Source organism: Allobosea sp. 10N428 (assembly GCF_056394545.1).
Genome location: NZ_JBFTIC010000002.1, coordinates 234963 through 258073 on the forward strand (window position 1 = coordinate 234963; position 23111 = coordinate 258073).

The 23111-nt window shown below is 62.4% G+C and carries 19 protein-coding genes and 1 pseudogene; 11 read left to right on the forward strand and 9 right to left on the reverse strand.

Annotation, left to right across the window (positions count from 1 at the left end; translation table 11 throughout):
* Nucleotides 1-252: 252 nt before the first annotated feature.
* The 3 genes from AC1DDA_RS07555 to AC1DDA_RS07565 form a co-directional block, all read right to left on the reverse strand.
* On the reverse strand, nucleotides 253-1296 hold the full coding sequence (locus AC1DDA_RS07555; protein WP_476795285.1) for an AI-2E family transporter: 1044 nt from the start codon (nucleotides 1294-1296) through the stop codon (nucleotides 253-255).
* A 110-nt stretch (nucleotides 1297-1406) separates the two neighbouring features.
* Complete coding sequence (locus tag AC1DDA_RS07560) at nucleotides 1407-2231, reverse strand: LssY C-terminal domain-containing protein (RefSeq protein ID WP_476795651.1); 825 nt, start codon at nucleotides 2229-2231, stop codon at nucleotides 1407-1409.
* Nucleotides 2232-2642: 411 nt separating this feature from the next.
* Nucleotides 2643-3458 carry a hypothetical protein gene (locus tag AC1DDA_RS07565; protein WP_476795286.1) on the reverse strand — a complete coding sequence of 272 codons (816 nt, stop codon included), beginning with the start codon at nucleotides 3456-3458 and terminating at the stop codon, nucleotides 2643-2645.
* A gap of 125 nt (nucleotides 3459-3583) precedes the next feature.
* On the opposite strand from AC1DDA_RS07565, the gene AC1DDA_RS07570 reads away from it, so the two are divergent.
* A complete protein-coding gene (locus tag AC1DDA_RS07570) occupies nucleotides 3584-3790 on the forward strand; it encodes a hypothetical protein (protein ID WP_476795287.1) in 207 nt (68 codons plus the stop codon).
* A gap of 463 nt (nucleotides 3791-4253) precedes the next feature.
* On the opposite strand, the pseudogene AC1DDA_RS07575 reads toward AC1DDA_RS07570, so the two are convergent.
* From AC1DDA_RS07575 to AC1DDA_RS07595, 5 genes and pseudogenes are all read right to left on the reverse strand, one after another.
* Nucleotides 4254-4499, reverse strand: a pseudogene (locus AC1DDA_RS07575) (methylglyoxal synthase); the annotation flags it as partial.
* On the reverse strand, nucleotides 4420-5481 hold the full coding sequence (gene otnK / locus AC1DDA_RS07580; RefSeq protein ID WP_476795288.1) for a 3-oxo-tetronate kinase: 1062 nt from the start codon (nucleotides 5479-5481) through the stop codon (nucleotides 4420-4422). The pseudogene AC1DDA_RS07575 and the gene otnK, both read right to left, overlap by 80 nt.
* Nucleotides 5424-5576, reverse strand: coding sequence for a four-carbon acid sugar kinase family protein (locus AC1DDA_RS07585; protein ID WP_476795668.1), 153 nt, complete (start codon nucleotides 5574-5576; stop codon nucleotides 5424-5426). The genes otnK and AC1DDA_RS07585 overlap by 58 nt, the downstream gene beginning before the upstream one ends.
* Nucleotides 5577-5619: 43 nt before the next feature.
* Nucleotides 5620-6402 (reverse strand): transporter substrate-binding domain-containing protein, encoded by a 783-nt coding sequence (locus AC1DDA_RS07590; protein WP_476795289.1) that lies wholly within the window; start codon nucleotides 6400-6402, stop codon nucleotides 5620-5622.
* Nucleotide 6403: 1 nt separating this feature from the next.
* The gene (locus AC1DDA_RS07595; RefSeq protein ID WP_476795290.1) at nucleotides 6404-7480 is read right to left on the reverse strand and encodes an isocitrate/isopropylmalate dehydrogenase family protein; all 1077 of its coding nucleotides are present in this window, start codon (nucleotides 7478-7480) and stop codon (nucleotides 6404-6406) included.
* A 138-nt stretch (nucleotides 7481-7618) separates the two neighbouring features.
* Here AC1DDA_RS07595 and AC1DDA_RS07600 point away from each other — a divergent pair, with 138 nt between their 5' ends.
* The 9 genes from AC1DDA_RS07600 to AC1DDA_RS07640 all read left to right on the forward strand — a co-directional run bounded on the left by AC1DDA_RS07600 (nucleotide 7619) and on the right by AC1DDA_RS07640 (nucleotide 18540).
* A complete protein-coding gene (locus AC1DDA_RS07600) occupies nucleotides 7619-8518 on the forward strand; it encodes a GntR family transcriptional regulator (protein WP_476795652.1) in 900 nt (299 codons plus the stop codon).
* A gap of 147 nt (nucleotides 8519-8665) precedes the next feature.
* Nucleotides 8666-9769 carry an ABC transporter substrate-binding protein gene (locus AC1DDA_RS07605; RefSeq protein ID WP_476795291.1) on the forward strand — a complete coding sequence of 368 codons (1104 nt, stop codon included), beginning with the start codon at nucleotides 8666-8668 and terminating at the stop codon, nucleotides 9767-9769.
* Nucleotides 9770-9795: 26 nt separating this feature from the next.
* On the forward strand, nucleotides 9796-11481 hold the full coding sequence (locus tag AC1DDA_RS07610; protein WP_476795292.1) for an ABC transporter permease: 1686 nt from the start codon (nucleotides 9796-9798) through the stop codon (nucleotides 11479-11481).
* Complete coding sequence (locus tag AC1DDA_RS07615) at nucleotides 11474-12541, forward strand: ABC transporter ATP-binding protein (RefSeq protein WP_476795293.1); 1068 nt, start codon at nucleotides 11474-11476, stop codon at nucleotides 12539-12541. Before AC1DDA_RS07610 ends, AC1DDA_RS07615 begins: the two co-directional genes overlap by 8 nt.
* A 10-nt stretch (nucleotides 12542-12551) precedes the next feature.
* Entirely contained in the window at nucleotides 12552-13214 is a 663-nt protein-coding gene (locus AC1DDA_RS07620; protein ID WP_476795294.1) for an aspartate/glutamate racemase family protein, read from the forward strand.
* A gap of 43 nt (nucleotides 13215-13257) precedes the next feature.
* Nucleotides 13258-14247, forward strand: coding sequence for a Bug family tripartite tricarboxylate transporter substrate binding protein (locus tag AC1DDA_RS07625; RefSeq protein WP_476795295.1), 990 nt, complete (start codon nucleotides 13258-13260; stop codon nucleotides 14245-14247).
* A 5-nt stretch (nucleotides 14248-14252) separates the two neighbouring features.
* Entirely contained in the window at nucleotides 14253-16883 is a 2631-nt protein-coding gene (gene acnA, locus AC1DDA_RS07630) for an aconitate hydratase AcnA (RefSeq protein ID WP_476795296.1), read from the forward strand.
* Nucleotides 16884-16885: 2 nt separating this feature from the next.
* Nucleotides 16886-17752: an amidohydrolase family protein gene (locus AC1DDA_RS07635; RefSeq protein ID WP_476795297.1), complete on the forward strand. Its 867-nt coding sequence runs from the start codon at nucleotides 16886-16888 to the stop codon at nucleotides 17750-17752.
* On the forward strand, nucleotides 17749-18540 hold the full coding sequence (locus tag AC1DDA_RS07640; RefSeq protein ID WP_476795298.1) for an MBL fold metallo-hydrolase: 792 nt from the start codon (nucleotides 17749-17751) through the stop codon (nucleotides 18538-18540). The genes AC1DDA_RS07635 and AC1DDA_RS07640 overlap by 4 nt, the downstream gene beginning before the upstream one ends.
* A 419-nt stretch (nucleotides 18541-18959) precedes the next feature.
* On the opposite strand, the gene AC1DDA_RS07645 is transcribed toward AC1DDA_RS07640, so the two are convergent.
* Nucleotides 18960-21419: an arylsulfatase gene (locus AC1DDA_RS07645; RefSeq protein ID WP_476795299.1), complete on the reverse strand. Its 2460-nt coding sequence runs from the start codon at nucleotides 21417-21419 to the stop codon at nucleotides 18960-18962.
* A 634-nt stretch (nucleotides 21420-22053) separates the two neighbouring features.
* Here AC1DDA_RS07645 and AC1DDA_RS07650 point away from each other — a divergent pair.
* On the forward strand, nucleotides 22054-23025 hold the full coding sequence (locus AC1DDA_RS07650; RefSeq protein ID WP_476795300.1) for a LysR family transcriptional regulator: 972 nt from the start codon (nucleotides 22054-22056) through the stop codon (nucleotides 23023-23025).
* The last annotated feature ends 86 nt before the right edge of the window (nucleotides 23026-23111 follow it).

A 23111-nucleotide genomic window follows, 5' to 3' on the forward strand; every position in this document is an offset into this window, starting at 1 on the left:
GAGGCGCCGCAATGAGCCGTCGCAGCTATTCGGGATGCGAGGACGATCCCTCAGTCGATCTCTTCTCTGCCAACCGATGGCTTTGAACTCTCGCCTCTGCCAGTGCCATATCGAGAAAATAGGACACGCTCCCGATGCCCACGCCGAAGCGACATCTCGCAATTCGATGATCTGAGAGATCACGTCTTCGATTTGCTGGATCGCCGCCCCACGGTCGGGCGCAGGATCATGATCCCGGCCAGATCGGATTAACTACGATCCAACTAGAGACTGCCGCCTCGCAAACCGCAGGATCACGCCCAGCGATGCCGCGAGAGGTATCGCCAACAACACGCCGATGAAGCCGAACAGCCATCCAAAAGCGAACAGCGCAAACATCATCCAGACCGGGTTGAGCTTGACGCGGCGACCAATGAAGCGCGGCGACAGCACATAATCGGCAAGCATTTCTCCGACGACGAAGATGCCCCCCACCACGGCGACCGGTGCCCAATTCGGCCAGAATTGGGCCATTGCAACACAGGCCGCAACTAAGAACCCGGTGGCGGCCCCGAAATAGGGAACAAAACTGATGAGGCCTGCGGTCGTTCCTATCAAAATGGCATGGTTGAGCCCTGTCATTTTCAGAGCTGTCGCATAAAGCACGGCAAGAACGAGACAGATGACGACCTGCCCACGCACGAAGCCAGCGACCGTATCGTGGATTTCACGCCCAAGCGCCCGCATATCGTCGCGGTATGCCGGGGGGAACCAGCCATCGACCGTCGCAATCATTCTTTGCCAGTCAATTGCGAGATAGACGGCGATGATCGGCGTGACGACGATGAGCGAAAGAAGGGAAATCAAGGCCAGTCCGCTCGACCACAACGAGCGAAGGAAACCATCGAGCCAGTTGCTGCCCATCGTCTTCGCGATTTCGGCGGTGGATTGCTCGATGTGGAGTTCGCCGCCCATGACACTGTGCAGCCAGGGGCGGCTTGCATCGCTCGTGAGCGACTGGAGTCTTGTGACGTAGCCGGGAAACTCCTCAACGAAAAATCTGAGCTCGCCAATGATGGCCGGAAGCATCACGAGCAGAAAGGCGATGAGAGCCGCGACCAGCGGAAGGAAGACGGCCAGAGCCGCCAAAGAACGGTTGATCCCGAGCCGCTCCAGCCTGTCGACCACCGGAACGAGCAGGTATGCGAGCAACGTACCGACCACGAACGGCAGCAGGATTTGGCGCAACAGCACCAACGTGACCAACGCGAGCGCAGAGACCGCGAGCCAGAACGTCGCTGGTCGTGTAATTCTCATCGGCCTTCGTCGCACATGCGGTTTCGAGCTCGACTGCCGCCTTCGGTGCCTACCGATTCCAGCGCGGATCCACGAATCCGAGCGAGAGTAGCGGTCGTACAGATCCTTGTTCAATTTTCCATCAGGCTAGCGAAGGCGATCTCACCATCGGTAATGTAGTGGTTAACCTTTCCGGTCTGCAACCGTGATCCGGATTGGTGCAATGCGACCTCCCCGATCACCCGCTTTGCCTTTAACTGGGTGACGACGTAGTTGCGTTCCGCATTCGTGTCTGAATCGGTCGCATGGGTGACTTGGAGCGTTAGTCGGGCCAGCGATAGGCCGGTGTCTCTGGTGCCCGCCCCAACCCACAGCACGCGCTGATCGGTCGACGGTTTATCCGTGTTCAACCAGAAGCTCGCCGCTGCCATATCATCCTCCGAGTGGGCGAGGCTCAACGCCCAGAAACGGACGTGATGGCGCTTGCGCGGGCTGTTGTTGATCGGCTCTTGGAAACCAATGTCCTGCCTCCGTCCAAAGAGATACAGGGAGCTGAAAGGAGCTGTGGGATACGGAGAGTTGAGTAAAAACGCGCGTATCATTCGCCACGAGCTCGCGACTCCCAATCGATCGGCTGTTGACCAACCCGCCGTTGCAAACGCATCGCAGAGCTGTTGAAGGGTGCCGATGAGGACGAGGTTTACCGGATCGCCAGCCAAGCCATCTCCGGTGATCGTGTATCTAGGGATAAGTCTCCGGTGAAGAACCTTCAGCCCCATTCGGACCACGTTTGGCAAAATGACATAGGCTGCCAGCCCGTAAGTGAGGCTTACTGCCAGGATCCACGGAAGTCGGTGGTCCGCCGTATCGAATACGACGAAGACTATCAGCCAGACGCTGAAGGCGCCGAGGCAGAAAATGAGCAACCTCTGGAATAGGCGCGCAAGCAATCGCAAAATCTTTGTCCTGTCTGGCAGGAGATGAGCTCGCCGCAGCTCTGTCTGTTCGTATGCAGGTTTCACCGTCCAGCCCGGCATTAGGCCTCGGATCCGACGCCCGTTCAACGGGTAAAGGCGACCGAGGCCACGTATACCCGTCGCCCCTGACCACGCCGAACCTCGGCGTCGCCTCGCAGCCGTCCGATTTCCAGGTGCTGAAGCTCCCGCACAGTAACGTCGCCGTAAGCCGACCCGCCTCGTCTACGTCGCATGCTCCGCGCGCCCACCCCGCCAGCATCCACCGGCTCCTGGAAGGTCGCAGCGATCTCGACCCTGAGCAGACGTTCCGAAGGTCGCAGATGGGTCGATTGCAGACATTAGCGAGCCTGCACCATCACACAATCCGATCGAGATAGACCGCCTGTTCGCCTATCTCTCCTGCGCGGCCGATTTTATCACTTCATTCACGAGATAATTTATATTTTCCCATTGATGTAAATGCTCGGCTCCATAAGTTACCTTCACAATCGAATTGAATTCTCTGATCATAAAAATCTGAGTGCAGCGACGATTTGATACCGGAGAATTATCATATGCGCATGATATCATATTCTTTGATCTTAAAAAATCCCTGCCATCATAATATATATCTCTAAGACCAAGTGCTTCATTGCCATATATATTTCGGCGAGGACCGATTTTCGTGAGACCAAATTCGGTTATTTTATATTCTCGTTGATATTGTTTTCTTTCTCCTATTCTCGAATAGGTATCTATAGATCCAATGAAAGCTTGATCGATACTAGTTGTTGGTAGATGATTTATAGAAGAATTGATAAGAATGGAAATTCGTCCATCGAAAGTGTGAATATTTACGTCTTTCGATCCTAGGAAATCTTGAAGATCTGGATATGTAGCTCCAATGAGAAGCGAGGTATTGAACGGTTGCTGACAACTTGGCTGGGGGAAATCCTTCCCGAACGCAGAACAGTTAATTAGCCCTATGGGCTCGATAAACTCGAGCGGAAAACGGAGAGTTACAATGTCAGCAACGGAGCTTTTGGCCCAGCGCGCCATCCAGTAGCGCTTACCGTCTGCGGCTGTGACTTCCCACTCGTTATTGCAGTACGGCTGAGCAGCCGGGCAGGAACGTTCTGGCGTGACCCGCGTGTCAGTTGATTGCCCCCATGCCATCGGCGCGCACAGACCGACGCTGATAGCGATAGGCATAAGCAGCTTGAACATCGGAGCGGCCGAGATCCTCAACGACATCATATCTCGCTGCACATTTCCTCCATTGAGCGATTTCCGCAACGGGTCGTAGTCAGCCTTTCAACCAGCGATAATGATCGCCGCAGGAGACATCGCGAATGAGCATTTACGAAACAGCACGTCAGGTTTGCGATGCCTTCTCCGAAGAGGATTTCATAGCTGTACTAAAGATTTACGAAAGCCGACAAGGGGGCATGGAGACGGTTGATAGGCGCGCTGTTGAAGCGATTTTGGAAAAGTACGCAGACGTTCCGCAGCCCAAGAAGGATCAGCTTGAGAGTTATGCCGCTATACTCTCGCGCTGACGAGAATGAGGTCGAACTCCCTTATGGCTTCGCTCGCAACCGTCCTCGGTAACGGCTACGCCCATGTTGGGTCGAGAGCCGAAGTTACTGTCGTGCACAGAACCGGACCACCCAACCATGCTCAACGCGCTGCGATACCATGCGCGGGGGCGACCCTAACGCGGTCAACGACCTCGCGCGACCGTTCGCCGGTTGCCTATCAGATTGGCCACGATCAGGCGCGAGATCGCGTACCTCACCTGCTGATACTCTCCGCCGCACAACTCTGCGCGCTCCGGGGTTAGGTATCCCTTGGCACGAGGTCGCCAAACATGTGCGGATCCTTGCCGTAGCTCACCGACCGATCGAAAACGAGCGTGTCACCGTCGAAGCGGCACTCGGCCGTGTCTGACAATGCGGTCTCGATGAGTTTGCAGAACCGATCGTCGCAACGGTCTTGGCATGGCGTGTGCGTCGCATCCTGTCACTTTCGCCGGTCGAATAGGCCGGAGCAGGCCAAGGCCGTCGCGGTGCTCGGGCTGAACGCAGCGGGAATATCGTATACGAGCACGAGCCTCAGCAGCGCCTTGACGTCGACATCGTGCGGCTGCGCTGCGAGCGGATCCGGAACGAAGAGCAGCACGTCCAGCTCACCCTGTGCGATCATCGCGCTGATCTGCTGATCGCCCCCGAGCGGGCCGCTCTTGACGAGACGGATTGCGACGTCGGGCAACGACCAGACGCCGGAGCCCTCTCGAAACCAGGGCCGTGGCTGCTTCCGCGAACAGGCTGTCTATCGCGTGCGCGACAACTTCGGTTCCGAAGCGGGCCTGCAAGGCGCGAACGACTCCGGGAGGCTGCGATGTGCTGACCAGAGGCGCCCTGCCCTCGTTGCGCTCGACGAAGTCGATCACATCCGCCGCGGTGACGCCCCCCTCGACGATTTCGACCACGGGCAATCGGAGCACCGGATGCGCCCTCTCGTGCTCGGCGATCTGCGCGAGCGTCGCCTGCGAACAGCTTCCGGCGAGTATAGCTTCGCGCCCCTGTACGGGACGGAATGTCCTCTGCGCCGTCTCGACCAGACCGGCGCGATGGAAATTCCGCGGCAGGCCGATCGCGTTTCCCGATCCTCCGGTGATGAAAGGTGCTTCAGCGCATGCCTCTCCGATCGCGAGCAGGTCCTCATCGGTGGGAGCATCGACGATGACCAGCGTGTCGCCATCGGCGGCGCATTTGGCCAACGCGGCGCGCCACTCGGCGGCACCTTTCGACACCGTGGTCCAGGGTACGAAACCCACCGGCTGGCTCGACTGGGCGCGCAGCCAGCGACGGATGTCGCTGTCCGTCATTGGCGTGAGCGGATGATGCCGGACGCCCGACTCGTTGAGCGGCACGTCGCCGACGAAGAGATTACCCATGTAGACGCTGCGACCGGCGCCCGGGAAGGCCGGGCACGCAACCACGCCACGAACCCCGAGCTCCGCGGCAATCGCCTCACCGACGGGACCGATATTGCCTTCGGCCGTCGAGTCGAAGGTCGAACAGTATTTGAAGACGATCTGAAGACAGCCCTGCTGCCGGAGCCAGGCGAGAGCAGCGAGGGATTGCTCCACTGCCTCTCCGGCAGGGATCGACCTGCTCTTCAATGCAACTACACCCGCCTGGCATTCACGATCGGCGGGCCGCGACGGTACGCCGAGAAATTGCATTGTTGCGAGGCCTGGGGCCCCCCGCCACCCTTGGCGAGGGTGTTCGCGATGTCACTCGCGCCGGTGAAGTCGTCCGCGATGACGCCGATAAGCATGTCGCACTCATCCGTAGTTTGCTGAACGGATTGGCCGAGGGGCTCAGGCCGCTCGACCCGCTTCCCGGGTAGCGACCGTCAAACCGATCACGCCATGCTTCGCGATCAACTCAGCAACGAGGCCGATGTCGACTGCTGCCTCCACGAAGGCGCGGAGATAGTCGATAGCAATACCGGATACTTTGGGCGTTCCGATCGCCTGCTGCACGGACATGAAGCGGCCCGTAAGCAGTTTTGATCCAGGCAGCCGGGCCTGCTCCTTGATCAGCTTTTGGCGAAGACAGGCCAGAGCATCGAGTTTGCCGTCGATGAACAACCTGTAGGTCTCCTCGAAGCCATTGCCCCAGACCATCTCGGCCTCGTGGACGTTCCGCTCGAGCCAAAGGCCGTAGGCGGTACGCGCTGCGGCCGCGATCCGGTGGCCCTTCCGATCGACTTCCAAGATCTCCCGGAGGGTGGATCCCGGCGGCAGCAGATAGGTCGCCTCGATCTCGGCATAAGCCGAGGTGAAGTCGATCACGGCAGCACGTTGCGGCTCGGCCGCGACCAGCCCGACATCCCACTCGTCGCGCTCGGCCGCATCGGCGAGCTTGCCCGGGTTCTCGTACGAGACGTATTCCAGCGGCAGGTCGAGACAGGCGGCCATGGCCGCCGCCATGTCCGGGGACACCCCGGCCGGACCGCCGTCGGGCGTCCGGCTGGAAACGAGCAGGAAGTTCGAGAGGTTGATCCCAGCCCGGAGCTTGCCGTGCCGCGAGAGAGCCGCGCGGACCTCCATCGGAGCAGGCCCGAGCTTGGCCTTCAGGCTCTCCACAGTCACGGACATCTCAGGCGGCCTTCAGCGTCTCGGCGACGAGCTGGCCGAAGCGCTTCGTGCCGGTCTTGCCGCCGAGGTCCGGGGTGCGAGATACCGGATCGGTTAAGACCTCGTCAATCGCCTTGTCGATGCCGTGGAAGGCCTGTTCGAACACGGGCAGACCACGCTTCTCGCCCAGCCACTGCAAGAGCATGCCGCAGGAAAGGATCATCGAGACCGGATTCGCCTTGTCCTGGTTCTGGATGTCCGGTGCCGACCCGTGCTGGGCCTGAGCGCAGCAATGGGTGTCGCTCGCCATCATCGAACCCGCCAGGCCGAGGCTCCCAGAGAGCTCGCTTGCCAGATCGGAGATGATGTCGCCGTAGAAGTTGGTCGCGCAGATGACGTCGAACCGCTCGGGATTGCGCACCAGATGCGCGGTGGAGGCGTCGATTAGCAAGTCATCGAGCTGCACCTGGGGGAATTCCAGCGCCACCTTGCGCACTTCACGCAGGAACAGGCCATCGGTCTGATGGAAGCTGTTGACTTTGTGGACGGCAGTGACCTTGTTGCGGCGCTTGGCAGCGAGCTCGAAGGCGCGCCGGGCGATGCGGTTCGAGCAGTGGGCGGTGATCTTGCGGAGCGAGATCGCCATATCCGGCGACGGCATCAGCTCGGCCCAGCCTAGATGCATGTTGCGGTCGGGATAGAAGCCTTCGGTCGCCTCGCGCATGATAACGAGGTCCATCGTCTTGCCGGGCTTCATGTTGGATTCGATGAAGGGGCGTGTGCGCGCAGGGCGGACGTTGGCGTAAAGGTCGAGTCCGATCCGGAAGCCCGCCGAGACGTTGCGGCCACCCTTCTCCGGCGCCGGATAGTCAGCATGGGACTGGGTGCCCAGGATTACCCCGTCGTAATCGGCGCGGGCCTTGTCCAGCACGCTTTCGCGCAGCGTGGTACCGTGCTTCTCGAGGCTCTTGAACCCGACATCATCGTAGTCGAAGGCGAGGTCGAGGCCGAACTTGTCGCTGGCGACCTCCACAACTCCGATCGACGCGGCAACGATTTCCGGCCCGATGCCGTCACATGGCAAGACAAGAACCTTCATGGTATTTCCTCAGTTTCGGGCCCAGGCCTTAGAATTGGCTATTGCATCGTCTAAAACCAATCGTCGGTCAAGATGGCCTTAGCCAATTTGGATCGCTATAGACGTACAAGCCCAACACCACGGTCACACGCCCCGCGCATGGCAAGCAGCCCCCTCGCCCTTCGTATCGCCAACGACATCGTCGCCCAGATCGGCATGGGCGAGCTCGAGCCCGGCTCACATCTGGCGACGGAGGCGCTGGCAGCACGCTTCGAAGTCTCGCGCTCGCCTGTTCGGGAAGCGCTATCGCTTCTGTCCAGCAAAGGATTGATCGAAAGCCGCCGGAATCGTGGCTTCTTCGTTCTCCCGACACCCTCCGGAAACCGCGCGAGCGCGATCGAGCCACTGGTTCCGGCCGTCGATGAGCCCTATTACCTTTTCGCAGAGGATTGGCTGCACGACAGGATCAGCGCAGACCAGACAGAGCAGGCAATCCGGGATCGGTACGGCCTTTCGCGCGCCCAGGCCCAGGAACTTCTGCTGAGAGCCGCGAGAGAAGGATGGGCCGAGCCCAAGCCGGGCTACGGCTGGAAGCTGCGTCAGGTCGCCAAGACAGCCGAAGCCTTTGAAGCGATCTACCGGTTTCGTGCCGTCATCGAACCGGCAGCCCTATTGGAACCGACCTTCTGCTTCGATAAGCGCTCTGCCGCGGCTCTCCGGAAGACCCAGGAGCGACTTGCGTCCGGTAAGCTCGAAGGAATGGCCCCGGCAGCGATGACCGCCGCAGGGGCCGAGTTTCACGAGGCGATCATCCGGATGTCGAACAATCCAATGTTCTTCCAGGCCCTGGAACGGGCAAACCAGTTGCGCCGCCTGGCGGAGTATCGCCTGAAAGTCGATCCTAAGCGCATTTCGCTGCAAAGCCTCGAGCACCTTCAGATCCTCGACCTCCTTGCCCGCGGCGACAATCTTGAAGCCGCGCATCTGATGCGGCGACACCTGAGCGGCGCCCTGGCATCCAAGTCGCCGGTCATTCACCCGCGGCACGAGCCGAGTTAGAGCCTACCCCGCCTCCCTCCCGCCCCCATACACCCCGGTTTCCAGGCCAGACGAACTATGCACAAAGTCAGTTGGTTTTAGATATTGCTAAAACCAATCCTGCTGCTAAATTGCCCCGATAACAACAACCATGCGGGAGGCTTCAGCATGATCAATCGTCGCCAATTCGTTCTCGGCTCCGCGGCTGGTGTGAGCGCACTGAGCTTCGGGTACTCCGCCGGGGCTCAAACGATCCCCACCGGCTATCCAGCCGATTACAAGAACGTCGTCGAGAAGGCGAAAGCCGAGGGCGCGGTGTCGATCTACACATCGACTGACGATGTGCAGGGGCGCCCGCTGGTCGAGGCCTTCAAGGCCGCCTTCCCCGGCATCCGCGTCGACTACAACGACATCGGCACCAACGGCGCCTACAACCGCGTGATCTCCGAAGCCGCCGCCAAGCAGGTCGGCTCCGACGTCGTCTGGACGTCCGCGATGGATCTCCAAATGGTGCTCGTGCAGCGTGGTTTGGCTGAAGCCTACAAGTCTCCGGAGACCGGGAAGCTGCCGGACTGGGCGAATTTCAACGACACGCTCTACGGCACGACGGCCGAGCCGGTCGGGATCCTATACAACAAGGCGCAGACGGCATCGCTGAAATTGCCGAAGACGCGCGTCGAGTTGCTCGCCTTCATGAAGGACAACAAGGACGCGCTGAAGGGAAAGCTCGCGACCTTCGATCCCGAGAAGAGCGGGACCGGGTTCCTGTTCTTCAACAACGACGCGAAGACGCGGTCCGACACGTTCGATCTCGTCCGGGCCTTCGGCGCCGCCGACGGCAAGATCTACGGCAGCTCGGGTGCGATGCGGGAGAAGATCGTCTCCGGAGAGCACGTCTTCGCCTTCAACATCATCGCCTCCTACGCCATCGAATGGGCGGCAAAGAACCCGGCACTCGGCTACATCCTGACCTCGGACTATACGGCGGCCTTCTCGCGCGTGGCGAATATCTCGAAGGGCGCTCCCCATCCCAACGCGGCCCGCGTCTTCCTTGACTTCCTTCTCTCGCCCGCCGGGCAGTCCGCGCTGGCGGCCAACGGGGCTCCATCGATCCGCACCGACGTCACCAGCGGCCTCAACCTCGCCAAGCTCAACGAGATGGCGAACGGCAATCTGAAGCCGATCCCGATCACGACCGCCTTGCTGGAGGCCACGGAGCCGAAGAACCGCGCTGAATTCTTCCGCCGCTGGAAGGAGGCGCTGCGCGGCTGAGCCGCGCAGTTCCCGGAGCCGTCATCATGTCACTCGCTGCACAAGCGCCGCGCTATAGGGCCACCGTCATCCTGGCCCTGTTCGCGATGGTCGCGGCTCCGGCCGTCCTGATCATCTACCAGAGCTTCCTGAATGCGCCGTTCTTCGACGAAGCCGCCCGGCCGAGTCTCGAAGCCTACGAGTTCATCCTCACCGATCCCGAGTTCTACCGGGCGCTCTGGACGACCACGCTCTACGCCTTCGGCATGGTGCTCGTCGCCGTGCCGCTGGGCGGAATCCTGGCCTTCCTGATCACGCGGACGGATCTGAAGGGGCGCGGCTGGCTCGAGCCTCTCGTGCTCGTGCCGATGTTCCTGTCCTCGATCGTGCTCGCCTTCGGCTACACGGTCGCGATCGGACCGTCCGGCTTCGTCACGATCGCGTTCAAGAGCATCTTCGGATCGGCGCCGTGGAGCATCTACACGCTGCCGGGCATCATCCTGATCGGTGGCCTCAGCCACGTCCCGACCGTCTATCTCTATGTCGCCTCGGCGATGCGGCGGCTCCCCAGCGATCTTGAGGAAGCCGCACGCACGGCAGGCGCCAGCGTCTGGCGCGTCTCGCTCGATGTCACCCTGCCGATGGTTCTGCCGGCGCTGGTCTTCAGCGCGGCGCTGAACCTGCTGCTGGGCTTCGAGACCTTCGGTATCCCGCTCGTCCTCGGCGATCCCAACGGCATCCTGGTGCTCACGACCTATATCTACAAGGTCAACACCATCTTCGGCGCGCCGACCTACCAGGTGATGGCTGCGGTCACCGTCTTCCTGATCCTGATCACGCTGCCCCTCGTCTTCATCCAGCGCAGGCTGCTGCGCCATGCCCGTCGTTTCGCGGCCGTCGGTGGCAAGGGTGCGCGCACCAACCTGCTGAAACTCGGTCGGGCCGGACAGATCATCGCGCTCTCGATCATCGGCATCTGGCTTATCGTCTCGGTCTTCCTCCCCGTCGGCGGCGTGATCCTGCGTGCATTCGTCGAGAATTGGGGTGAAGGCATCCGCATCACCGAGCAACTGACGCTCGACAACTTCAGGCGCATCTTCGAGCTGCCCAGCCTCTCGCGCGGCATCATCAACACGATCCTGCTCGCAGCGGTCGGCGGGGCCGTTGCCGTCGGCTTCTATCTGATGGTGGGCCTTGCAGGTCACCGCAACCACGGCAAGACCGGCACGCTGCTGGATTATTCCGTCCTGATCCCGCGCGCCTTGCCGGGACTGATCGTCGGCCTCGCCTTCTTCTGGCTGTTCCTATTCGTGCCGTTCCTCGTGCCGCTGCGCACGACGCTGTTCAGCCTGCTGATCGCCTACATCATCGTCGGCCTGTCCTACGGGCTGCGCATCATCCAGGCGACACTCTTGCAGGTCGCTCCCGAACTCGAGGAGTCGGCGCGTACCGCCGGCGCCACCACCTTCAGGACCTGGCGCGACGTCGTGATCCCGCTGGTCAGGCCCGGCCTCGCCGGGGCCTGGGCGATGATCATGATCGTCTTCCTCCGGGAGTACGCCACCGGCGTCTACCTGATGAGCTCCGGGACCGAGGTCATCGGCTCTCTGATGGTCTCCCTTCTGACCTCCGGCGCGATGGACCAGATCGCCGCGCTCTCCTTCATCTCGATCCTGCTGACCGCGGTCGGGCTCACGCTCGCCCTGCGCCTCGGAGCCAAGATCCATGACTGATCTCGTTGTCGACAACGTCCAAAAATGGCTGGGCGGCCTTCAAATCCTCTCCGGCGCCAGCTTCACCGCACAGAAGGGCCGCATCGTCGCGCTGCTCGGCGCCTCCGGTAGCGGCAAGACCACACTGCTGCGTTGCATCGCCGGCCTTGAACAGCCGGAAATCGGGCGGATCGCGATCGGCGGCACACCCGTTCTGGACGACAAGGCGAGCGTCGCCCTGCCCCCGGAACAACGGAAGATCGGGCTGGTGTTCCAATCCTATGCCCTATGGCCGCACCGATCCGTATTCGACAACGTCGCCTATGGACTGAAGCTCCGGAATCTGCCCCAGAGCGAGATCAAGACGAAGGTTGAGGCCATCCTCGACAAACTCGGGCTTGCCCATCTTGCCGCGCGCTATCCAGACCAGCTCTCCGGCGGACAGCAGCAGCGTGTCGCGATCTGCCGGGCTCTCGTCTACGAACCCAAGGTCCTGCTGCTCGACGAGCCGCTCTCCAATCTCGATGCCAAACTGCGCGAGGAAGCGCGGTTCTGGATCCGCAAGCTGATCCTAGAGCTGGAAATCTGCGCGATTATGGTGACGCATGATCAGGCCGAGGCTCTTGCCATTGCCGACCAGGTGCTGCTCCTGAAGGGTGGGAGCATCGTGCAGTCCGGCAGCCCGCGCGAAATCTATGGCAAGCCGGAGACGTTCTACGCCGCCGATTTCATGGGTGCGAATAACGTCCTCGCAGGCAAGCTCGTCCGTGACGCCGATAAGCCTGACGCGATCGACTGTGCCGGGCTGTCCCTTGCAGGCATCTGGAAAGACAGAGACCCCCCGGCCGATCCTGCCTCGGTCAAAGCCGTCATCAGGATGGAGGCGATCTCGGTCACGGCGGATGCCGTTCCGGACAGTGCTCCGTTCGATGTCGAGGGCTGCATCTATCTCGGCGAGAAATGGGAGTACCGCCTGAAGCGCGGGGACCTGCGCCTGCGCGCCCAGGGCCATGACGAACTCCCCGGCCCAGTCGCCCACTGCCGGATCCCGGCCTCGGCAACCTGGCTGTTCAACCCGTGAAGTTCGCTCGATGATCAAGCGCACCCGTATCGCCCTGATCCATGCCACCATGGTGGCCGTCGATCCGATCGCGCAGTCGCTCCGAGACCTCTGGCCGGAAGCGGAGCCGCTCGGCGTCCTCGACGACGGGCTGGCCATCGATCGCGCCGCTGCGGGGGCACTGACGGAGGAACTCTCCAACCGCATCGTAGCGCTCGCCGCCTACGGCGCCTCGACTGGCGCACGGGCGATCCTCTTCACCTGCTCGGCCTTCGGCACGGCGATCGAGGCAGCGGCCCGAGCACTGCCGATCCCGGTGCTCAAGCCGAACGAGGCGATGTTCGAGGAAGCACTCGGCTTCGGTGACGACATCGGCATGGTCGCGACCTTCGGACCCGCGATCGCCGGGATGGAGGAGGAATTCTTCGAGGAAGCGAAGCGGATCAGACCGACCGCCCGGATCAGGACGCACCTTGCAGCCGGGGCGATCGAGGCCCTGCGCGGCGGTGACGCGGAAACGCACAACCGCCGTGTCACGGAGGGTGCGACCGAAATCGGGCAATGCGACGCCCTTCTGCTCGCGCACTTTTCGACGTCGAGGGCACTCGCGGCGTGCAAGGCCGCGACCTCCCGTCCCGTCCTGTCATCGCCCGATGCCGCTGTCCGGAAACTCCGGCGCCTGCTGGAGAACTGAAGAACGAAGCTCGCGAAGCTGAGCCGTAACCAGGGAGGCCTAAATGACAATGACGGCGGCCGGAGCCAGAGCAATCCTTGCGGGTGTCCTCTTATGCGCAGTATTCGCGTCTACCGGTGCACAGGCGTTCCCGGAGCGGCCGATCACGATGATCGTCCCGTTCGCGGCCGGCGGCGCCGCCGATGCAACTGGTCGGATCCTCGCCGAGGGCATGGGCAAGGCGCTCGGCAAGGCCGTCATCATTGAGAATGCAGGCGGCGCGGGCGGAGCAACGGGCACGGCTCGCGTCAAGAATGCCCAGCCTGACGGTTATACCATTGGGTTGGGGCACACGGGCACACTCGCCGCGGCGGTAACCGTGATGCCAAAATTGCCACATAACCCGCGGTCGGATTTCGCGTACCTCGGCATCGTTGCGGCGACCCCGAACATCATCTTCGTTCGCAAGGACTTCCCTGCGAACGATCTGAAAGAATTCATCGCTGTCGCCAAGCAGAAGAAGGATCTGTTGACATTTGGCCATTCCGGAAACGGAGCAGCCTCTCACATGACGTGCCTTCAATTCTTTGGCTTGATCCAGGCACCTCCGACCTATGTGCCCTATCGTGGTTTCGGCCAGACGATCAACGACATCATTGCAGGCAAAATCGACGGGTCCTGTGATCTGGTCGCTTCGGTTGCCGGGCAGGTCCAGTCGGGACTGGTGAAAGCCTTCGTGGTGGCCGCGAAGGATCGCTCACAGACACTGCCTGAGGTTCCGACGGCTGCGGAAGCGGGCCTCCCCGAATTCGTGTCGGAGACTTGGACCGGGCTCTTCGCACCGAAGAATACGCCCAAGCCGATCCTGGATATCCTGGAGAAGTCCATAGCAACTGCGCTCAACGACCCTGAGGTGGCGAAGCGGCTTTCCACCATTGGCGCGCGCGTGCCGAATGCGGACGAACGCGGCGGGTCAACGATGCAGAAACTCGTAAACTCGGAAATCGACCGCTGGGCCGAGATCCTCAACAAGGCGGGCTTCAAGCCCGATTAGGCAACGTGGACGACGCAGTCGGAACTCTACATTGGACGCCTTTCGAGGTCGGAGGGGAGACGATCCTCCGCCTCGATTGCGCATCGTTACTCGGGCCGGACTACCGCAGGCTGCCGCATGTACTGCGCATCCTGTTCGAGAACGCCATGCGGACGACTCCGACGGCGGAAACGCGCCATCTGCCGCAAGTATTCCGGGAGTGGTTGGCCGACGGCACAAGCCTCGCGGAGATTCCGTTTCTGCCCAATCGCATCATGATGCATGACACGACCTGTGGCCCCGCCCTGGTCGACGTTGCCGCGATGCGCGACGTGCTGAGCGAACACGGCCGTGACCCCGACCTTCTGAGGCCCCGGATTCCAGTCGACGTATCGACCGATCACTCCTCGGGCGTCGACTTCTTCGGCCGCGCCGACGCCTTCCAGCGCAACCTCGAGAAAGAGTTCGGGCGAAACGCCGAACGCTATCGGCTGATGAAATGGGCGTCCGCGGCAATGCCCGGGATTCGCGTCCATCCGCCGGGTTCCGGCATCATGCACACGATCAACCTGGAGCGCCTGTCACGCGTGGTCGTCCGGGAGACGCGTGGCGGCCGGCACTACGCCTATCCCGACGCGTTGATCGGAACCGACAGCCATACCCCAACCGTCAACGGCCTCGGGGTACTCGGTTGGGGCGTCGGTGGCCTCGAGGCGGAGGGCGCCCTGTTCGGCGTGCCCGTGGTGCTACGTATCCCGAACGTGATCGGGGTGCGCCTGACCGGACGGCTGCGCAGCGGCGCGATGGCCACCGACCTGGCGCTCGAGGTCACCCGTGCCCTCCGCGAGATCGGCGTCACCGGCGACTTCGTCGAGTTTCACGGTCCCGGCATCGCCACGCTCGCGGTCGGCGAACGCGCCGCCATCGCCAACATGGCGCCGGAATACGGTGCCTCGACGGGATACTTCCCGATTGACGCGGCCTCGCTGGCCTATCTCGCCAAGATTGGCCGCTCGGCGGCCGAGTGTCGGCTGGTTGAAACCTATGCGAAGGCAGCCGGGCTCTGGTTCGATCCAGGCGCCAGGTTGCGCTTTACCCGCGATCTCGAAATTGATCTCGACGCCATCGAGGCGAGCGTAGCTGGGCCGCGACGCCCCCAGGACCGACACGCCGCGGGCGATACCAGGGCCTGCTTCACCCCGCCCTTGGCCGTTGGCGACGATCCGGTCCCAGACGGCGCAGTCGTGATCGCCGCTATCACGAGCTGTACCAACACCTCGGACGCCAGCATGCTGGCTGCGGCAGGCGTTCTCGCTGGCAAGGCCCGGGCTCTGGGGCTTCGCCCCAAAGCCTACGTGAAGACCTCGCTCGCACCGGGATCGCCGACGGCCGAGCGTTTCCTGCGCCGTGCAGGGCTGATGCCGCATCTCGAGGAACTCGGCTTCGGCATCGTCGGCTATGGCTGTACCACCTGTATCGGGAATTCCGGTGCGCTGCCGGATGTGGTGCGGGCCCAACTCGGGCGGCCCGGCTTCCGCCCGGTCGCCGTTCTGTCTGGCAACCGCAACTTCCCGGGCCGTGTCCATCCAGACCTCGAACACGGCTTCCTTGCCTCGCCCCCGCTCGTGATCGCCTTCGCGCTGGCCGGGTCGGTGGATATCGACATTGCCCGCGAGCCGATCGGCATCGCGTCTGATGGCCAGCCAGTGATGCTGCACGACATCTGGCCGACAGGCGCGGAGATCGACGCTGCCGTCGCAAGCGGTTGGGACGTCGGAGATTTCGACGCCGCCTACCGCGAGGCTGCGAAACGTCCGCTCTGGGTCGAACTCGACGCGCCCACGGGGCCACGTTTCCCTTGGGATCAGTCCTCCACCTATCTGCGTAGGCCGCCCTTCGTGCGACCGACCGGATTGCCAGCGCCCCAAGGACCTGCCCGCGCCCTGCTCGTGCTGGGCGACGACGTCACGACCGACCACATCTCGCCCGCCAACCAGATCCGACCGGACAGCGCTGCCGGGCGCCACATCGTCGAGCGCGGTGGCGATCCCGCCGATCTCAACGTCTACGCGTCGCGGCGCGGCAACTTCGAGGTGATGGTGCGCGGCGCCTTCACGAACCGTCTGGCGATCAACCGGCTCGTCCCGGAAGCGCCCGCCGGGATGACGCGACACGAACCCTCGGGCGAAGTGGTGACGCTGACCGAAGCCGCCGAGCGTTATCACCGCGAGGGCACGCCGCTGTTGCTGTTCGCCGGGGAGCGCTACGGCATGGGTTCGTCACGCGACTGGGCCGCCAAGGCCGTCGCCCTGCTCGGCGTGCGCGCGGTAATCGCGTCGAGCATCGAGCGCATCCACCGCACGAACCTGATCGGCATGGGCGTGCTGCCACTCCTGCTGCCGGAGGGTGTCTCTCCGAGCTCGCTCGAAATTGCGTCGACGGACGTTTTCGAGATTGACCTGTCCCCGCACGGATTGACCCCACGCTGCGACGTCGCATTCGTCATCGTGAGGGCAAACAGCCGCAGGGAGCGCTTCGTATTGCGAGCCGGGATCGAGACCTCCCTCGAGGTCACTCTCCTCAAGTCCGGCGGGTTGATCCCGCACGTTCTGTCGGGACTGCTGGACGAGCCCGAGCTGGCGAAGGGAGCGGTTTGAACATGGCGATGGCACTGCCCGAGGGGGCCTGTGACTGCCACGTCCACATCTTCGGTCCGCCGGAGCGCTATCCCTTCGCTCCGGATCGGGTTTACACCCCCGGTACGGCGGACGAGGAGATGCTGCTGGCTCTGCATCGCCGCCTCGGCATCGATCGGGTGGTGCTGGTTCAGCCAAGCCCCTACGGCTTCGAAAACGCCCGGATGCTGGCCGCCCTCAACCGCCTGGGCGAGCGTGCCCGCGCCGTGGCAGTCTTGTCCCCCGACGTCCCGGAACGGGATCTGGCCGCGATGAAGGCGAAGGGCGTCTCCGGCCTGCGGCTCAATGTCGACACCGGGGGTGTCGTCGATCCGGACGCAATCTGGGCAGCGCTCGCCACAGAATCCGAACGCTGCGCGCGCTTGGGCTGGCACACACAGATCCTGACCCGCCTTTCGGTGATCGACGCGCTCGAGTCCCGCATGGGGACCCTGCCCGCGCCCCTCGTCGTCGATCATTTCGGACGTCCGGATATCGACGGCCCCATTGATCAACCCGGCTTCCCGGCCCTGCTGCGTCTGCTCGGCACCGGCAAGGTCTGGGTCAAGCTATCCTCGATCGGACGCCTGTGTGGGCCGCGACCGCAGGATCAAATTGCCCCCTTTATCCGCGCGCTGGTCAATACCCGACCCGACCGACTGGTCTGGGGCTCGGACTGGCCGCATACCGGCGGCGGCCGCGGCAACCGGTCGGTCGATAAAGTCGAGCCGTTCTCCGAGGTCGATGACGAGGCCTCGCTGGCGGCCCTGTCGCACGCAATCGGCGATCGCGCTACGATCCACCGCATCCTCGTCGACAATTCCGCGCGACTTTATGGATTCCAGCAATGACCAAGCCATTCGACACGCCGCCGGAACTCGCCAGCGCCGATCTCGACCTCGTCATCTGCGGCTTCCCCGGCAAGTCCGCCTGCCATGGCGGCCTCGGCTGGAGCACCGTGGCTATGCTCAGGCATGGCGACCGGATCGCGCTGGTCGACGCCGGCAATTTCGGGATGCGCAAGCTGATCCTCGAACAGCTCGGCCAGCGTGGGCTGAAACCCGTCCAAGTCACCGACCTGCTGCTGACGCACTCGCACTACGACCACTCGGTGAACTGGACGCTGTTCCGGGATGCACGGATCGTGGTCGGCGCCGTCGAGTTGGACTGGGCGCTCCACGAACCCTGGGGCGAGACCCCGGTTCCCGAGCTCTACGTGCGCGCCCTGTCCGACTGGCCGACCTGCGAGAAGGTCGCCGATGGGGCCGAAGTGTTCCCGGGAATGACCGCGCATCTTGCGCCCGGGCATACGCCCGGCTGCCTGGTCTTCCACTGGCGGACGCCGACACGGGACATCATCTTCACCGGCGATGCTGCGAAGAACCGCGCGGAGTTGGTCTCACGGGACACCGATATGACCTACAACGCCGCAATCAGCCGCGCCTCGATCGATATGATCTGGGAACGCTGGCGGGCCCGTCCCGGCACGGTCGTCGTCCCCGGCCATGACCTGCCGATGGTCCTCGTCGACGGCAAGCCACAATACCTCGGCAAGCGCAAAGTATCGATCCGGGCCTGGTTTGGCGACGATATGACGACGCTGACCGAGTTGGATCTGGCGGCCACCGGAACTGGCTGAACCTACAACCAAACACCTGCCACAGAACGACGGACCGACACGATGACCGCGCGCGCAGACTGGAATGCCGACCTCTATCTCCGGTTCGAGGACGAGCGCACGAGGCCTTCCGCTCCTCCCAGCCCATGGGAAACGACGCGGAAAACTCTAACTCAAAGCGATCCAGTTTTAAGGGCTCAGATCAGTTGGCAGGACGAGACCGGGCGGATCAAACCCGGCTAGAGCCCGGAGCTTCCGCAACTGGCCCTTAGGCGACTCTGGAAACGTCCTCTTTCCGGCAATCTAGGTCGTGACCCATAAAACCGGAAACGTCCGAGATGGGCGGATAGTCGAACTCCCCTAACGGCCTATTGGCATGTATTTCGCCGCGGCGAGCATCCCTCGACGAGGAGCCCGCCGCTTCGAGATCGGCTGCTGGTCTAGTCCTTGGCTTTGGTCAGCGCGTGCTGAATGACCTGATTGTCCGCGCTCGTCAGTTGCTCCAGTCCGAGCTGGAAGGTGAGTTTGTCGAGCTTCCCGGAGAAGCGGAACGGCACCTGGTAGTCTTTGTCCTCAACGGGTGTACGGGTGTCGACGCCCACGTCGAAGGTTTCATCGATCGTCATGAGGAATGGGATGGTGTGCGCGATCTTTTGGTTGGCGACCTCCCTGTCGTCGACCTTGAGCACGCCGGTGCCCCCCTTACCGAAGCCGGGTCCATCGTATTTGAAATCGAACACGATGGTATGCTTGCCCGGCGCGAGCGCCTGCTGGCCTTCCCAGCGGAACCGCTCCAGATCCAGCATATTGTAGAGGAACACCGGCTTGCCCTTGAGCACGTAAAGGCCATAGCCGCCGAAGCGCCCGCCCAAGGTAACGAGCATGCCTTCGGCGCCGCCCTGCGGAATTTCCACCGCGGCTGTTATGCTGTAGGACTTGTTCAGGATGCTCGGCGCGTCGCTCTCGGGAATGCCCGGCAGTACACCAGAATAGGTGAAGGTGGTCTTGCCGGCGGTGGCGCTCGGTCGCGCAGCGATGATGCGTGACAAGACGGAGTTGTCGAGAGGGAAGACATTGTACTTCGTCGCCTCGACAAGGAATAGATCCTTCATCTCGCGCAGCTTGTCAGGCATCCTGCTGGCGAGGTCGTTGCTTTCCGAATAGTCGTCGACAATGTTGTAAAGCTCCCAGTTATAGCCGTTGACGACGTCTTCGGGCAGCTTGGCGGTGCCCAGGAGCCAAGGCGCCGCCGGCGGCGTTGTGGCCGCGATCCAGCCATCGTGATAGATCGCGCGGTTGGCGAACATCTCGAAATACTGCGTCGTTCGCGCGGACGGCACATTGGCGCTCGATTTGTCGAAGGTGTAGCTCATGCTGACGCCTTCAATCGGCTTTTGCGCGATGCCGTTGACCATCACTGGCGCGGGGATGCCGGTTGCCTCAAGGATGGTCGGCACGATGTCGATCATATGGTGGAACTGACTGCGGATGCCGCCTGCATCCTTGATACGGTTCGGCCAGCAGATCGCCATGCCCTGGCGGGTGCCGCCGAAATGCGACGCGACCTCCTTCGTCCACTTGAATGGCGTGTCGAAGGCCCATGCCCAAGCCACCGCCATGTGAGGATAGGTCGCTGCCGAGCCCCAGGCGTCATACGCCTTCAACTGATCGGCGATCGGAAGATCCAATATGCCGTTGTAAGCGGTATATTGGTTCGGAGTGCCGCGTGTGGTGCCTTCCGGACTCGTTCCGTTGTCACCGCTGATATAGATGATGAGGGTGTTGTCGAGCTTGCCTTCGTCCTGAACTTCCTGGATGACGCGCCCGATTTCGTGGTCAGTATAGGCGACATAGCCGGCGAACACTTCAGCCTGCCTTGCAAACAGCTTCTTCTCGTCGGCCGTCAACATCTCCCATTTCTGCAACTCGTCCGGCCAGGCCGTGAGCTGCGTGTTGGCGGGGATGACGCCAAGCCGCTTCTGGTTGGCGAAAATCTGGTCGCGCAGCGCGTTCCAGCCCATGTCGAATTTGCCCTTGAACTTGTCGATCCATTCCTTCGTCGGCTGGTGAGGCGAATGGGTGCCGCCGGGCACGTAGTAGAGGAAGAACGGCTTGTCGGGTGCGGCGGCATTGAGGCGCCGCATATGGTCGATGGCCTCATCCGCCAGATCGGTCGTCAGATTGTACCCTGGCTTGCCGACCCACGGAAAAATCGGGGTCATGTTCTGATACAGATTCGGGGTCCATTGGTCGGTCTCGCCGCCCATGAAGCCGTAGAAATAGTCGAAGCCCATGCCGATCGGCCACTGATCGAACGGCCCGGCCGCGCTGTATTGATAGCTGGGTGTGTTGTGGTTCTTGCCGAACCACGATGTCGCGTAGCCGTTCTGCTTGAGGATGGTGCCGATGGTGGCGTTTTCCACGCCGATCACGGAATCATATCCGGGATAGCCGGTCGATTGCTCCGAGATGATGCCGAAGCCCACCGAGTGGTGGTTGCGTCCGATGATCAGAGCCGCCCGCGTCGGCGAGCACAGCGCAGTCGAGTGGAACTGGGTATATCGCAGCCCCATCTGCGCGATGCGGTCCATCGCCGGCGTTGGGATGACGCCGCCGAATGTGCCGGAGACACCGTAGCCCTGATCGTCGGTCATGATCAGGAGGACGTTGGGGGCGCCTTTGGGCGGCACCACCTGCGCCGGCCAATAAGGCTTGGACTTCGACGCCTCAAGGTTGATGGTGCCCCCAAAGGCAGGCGGCGGCGGTGGAAGATATTTTCCATCGATCGTCGTGGTGGCGCCAGGCGAGCCCAGCGTACCGGTGATCTGCTGAGCGCCCGCCGGGGCGCAGGCCATGACAAGAAAGGTCGTTGCGTAGAGTGCCAGCGCTTTGGTCTTCATCACGGTCTCTCCCCACCTCACGCAATTTGCGTGCAGTCGCGACCGCCACCCCAGCACTTTTACTTTTGGTCATCTTTATGTCGCGAGTAAGTCGACCCGCGTGCCTGCCGGAAGCGGACGTCGCCAGGTCGACGAAGCGGTCGATCGCGCGCAACAGGTGCTTAGAACAGGGCCTCCTGTGCCACCGGCCACCCATCAATCAACCTGCCTTCCACCCAAGGAGGAGTGAATCAGGACTTCAACCCCGCAGCAACGCCGACTTCTTCAACACAATCGGTCGAGAGCGTTGATCAGGCGTTCGCTCGGAACCTGAGGCTGCCGAGCTTGCAGCAAAGCGGACCTAGCCATGGTCTGAGAGGGGCCACTCGTCCGACCTTTGGACGGTACGCCGCGAATGTCGCACCGGGGCCGGGAACGGAAGTCAGGCGAACCCATTGGAAATGTCTGCTTCCGTGCAAGGCGCCAATGTCTGCAACTGGCGCTTCAATGCCGGAGGTCGGCTCCAATCCGGAGCAGCTGCGCTCACGAGAAGGCAACCGTGCGCCGAGGATCAGCGCGAGATTGCCTCGGGCCCCATCCTCTTGCACTGGATATGCGGGTATCCGCTCTGGCAGTGTCGATCGGCGAGCCTGTGATGAATCTGAAGCATTATGAAGCGTTCTACTGGATCGGCCGCCTGGGCAGCTTCCACGCTGCCGCGCGTCAACTCGGCGTGTCTCAGGCTGCGATCTCGGCGCGCGTCAGGGAGGCGGAAGAAGGGCTCGGGCTGCCCCTGTTCGAGCGGGTCGGGCGCGGCGTCGTCCTGACCCCGAAGGGGCAGGAGCTTCTGCCCTATGCGGCCCAGTTCGTCGCGCTCGCCTCCGAGGTCCAGCAGCGCATCGGCACGCGCGACGCGATTTCGGGCCGCGTCCGCTTCGGGGCGACCAGCATCCATGCGATGACTTGGCTTCCGAGCCTGGTCGATCGCATCGCACGCTCCCATCCCGGCCTCGTGCTGGAGGTCGCGGTCGATTCGAGTGAGACCCTGCGCGCCGGGCTGGAGCGCGGCCAACTCGATGTCGCCGTCGTCGCCGGCCCGCTCGATGGCAGCCGGCTGTTCAGCGTCTCGGTCGGAGCGGTCTCCAATATCTGGGTCGCCCATCCGCGCCTCAACCTGCCGATGCGTCCCCTCACCGCGCGCGAGCTGGCGGCATGGCCGATCATCTCCGACCGGCCGGGGACGCTATTGCACACCCTGATGCTGGACTGGTTCCGGCAGGACGGCGCCGAGCCGCACCGCAATCACAGCGCTTCCCATCTGCCGGTACGCCTGCATCTCGCCAGGGCCGGAATCGGCGTCGCGCTGGTCTCACAATCGGCCGCCGAGCAAGATCTCGCGGCCGGCCATCTCGTGCGGATCGAAACCGCGCAGCCGGCTCCGAACCTATCCTATTCGCTCGCCTGCGCCATCGCGCCCCCGTCCCTGCCGATGCGCGTCGTCATCGACGCGGCCGCCAGCTTCATCGCCCAGAAGGGCGATCTCAACATGTATTACGCTGCGGCAGGACAGGCCGAGACGGAGACAGTGGAACCATCGATCGCGCCAGAAAAGGTGATCGATGTTTGAAAAACAAAATCTATCAATCAATGCATTTTTTATAATTTCCGAAAAGTATTATTGACTATTCTTCGAACTGTGACAGACTGCCTTCG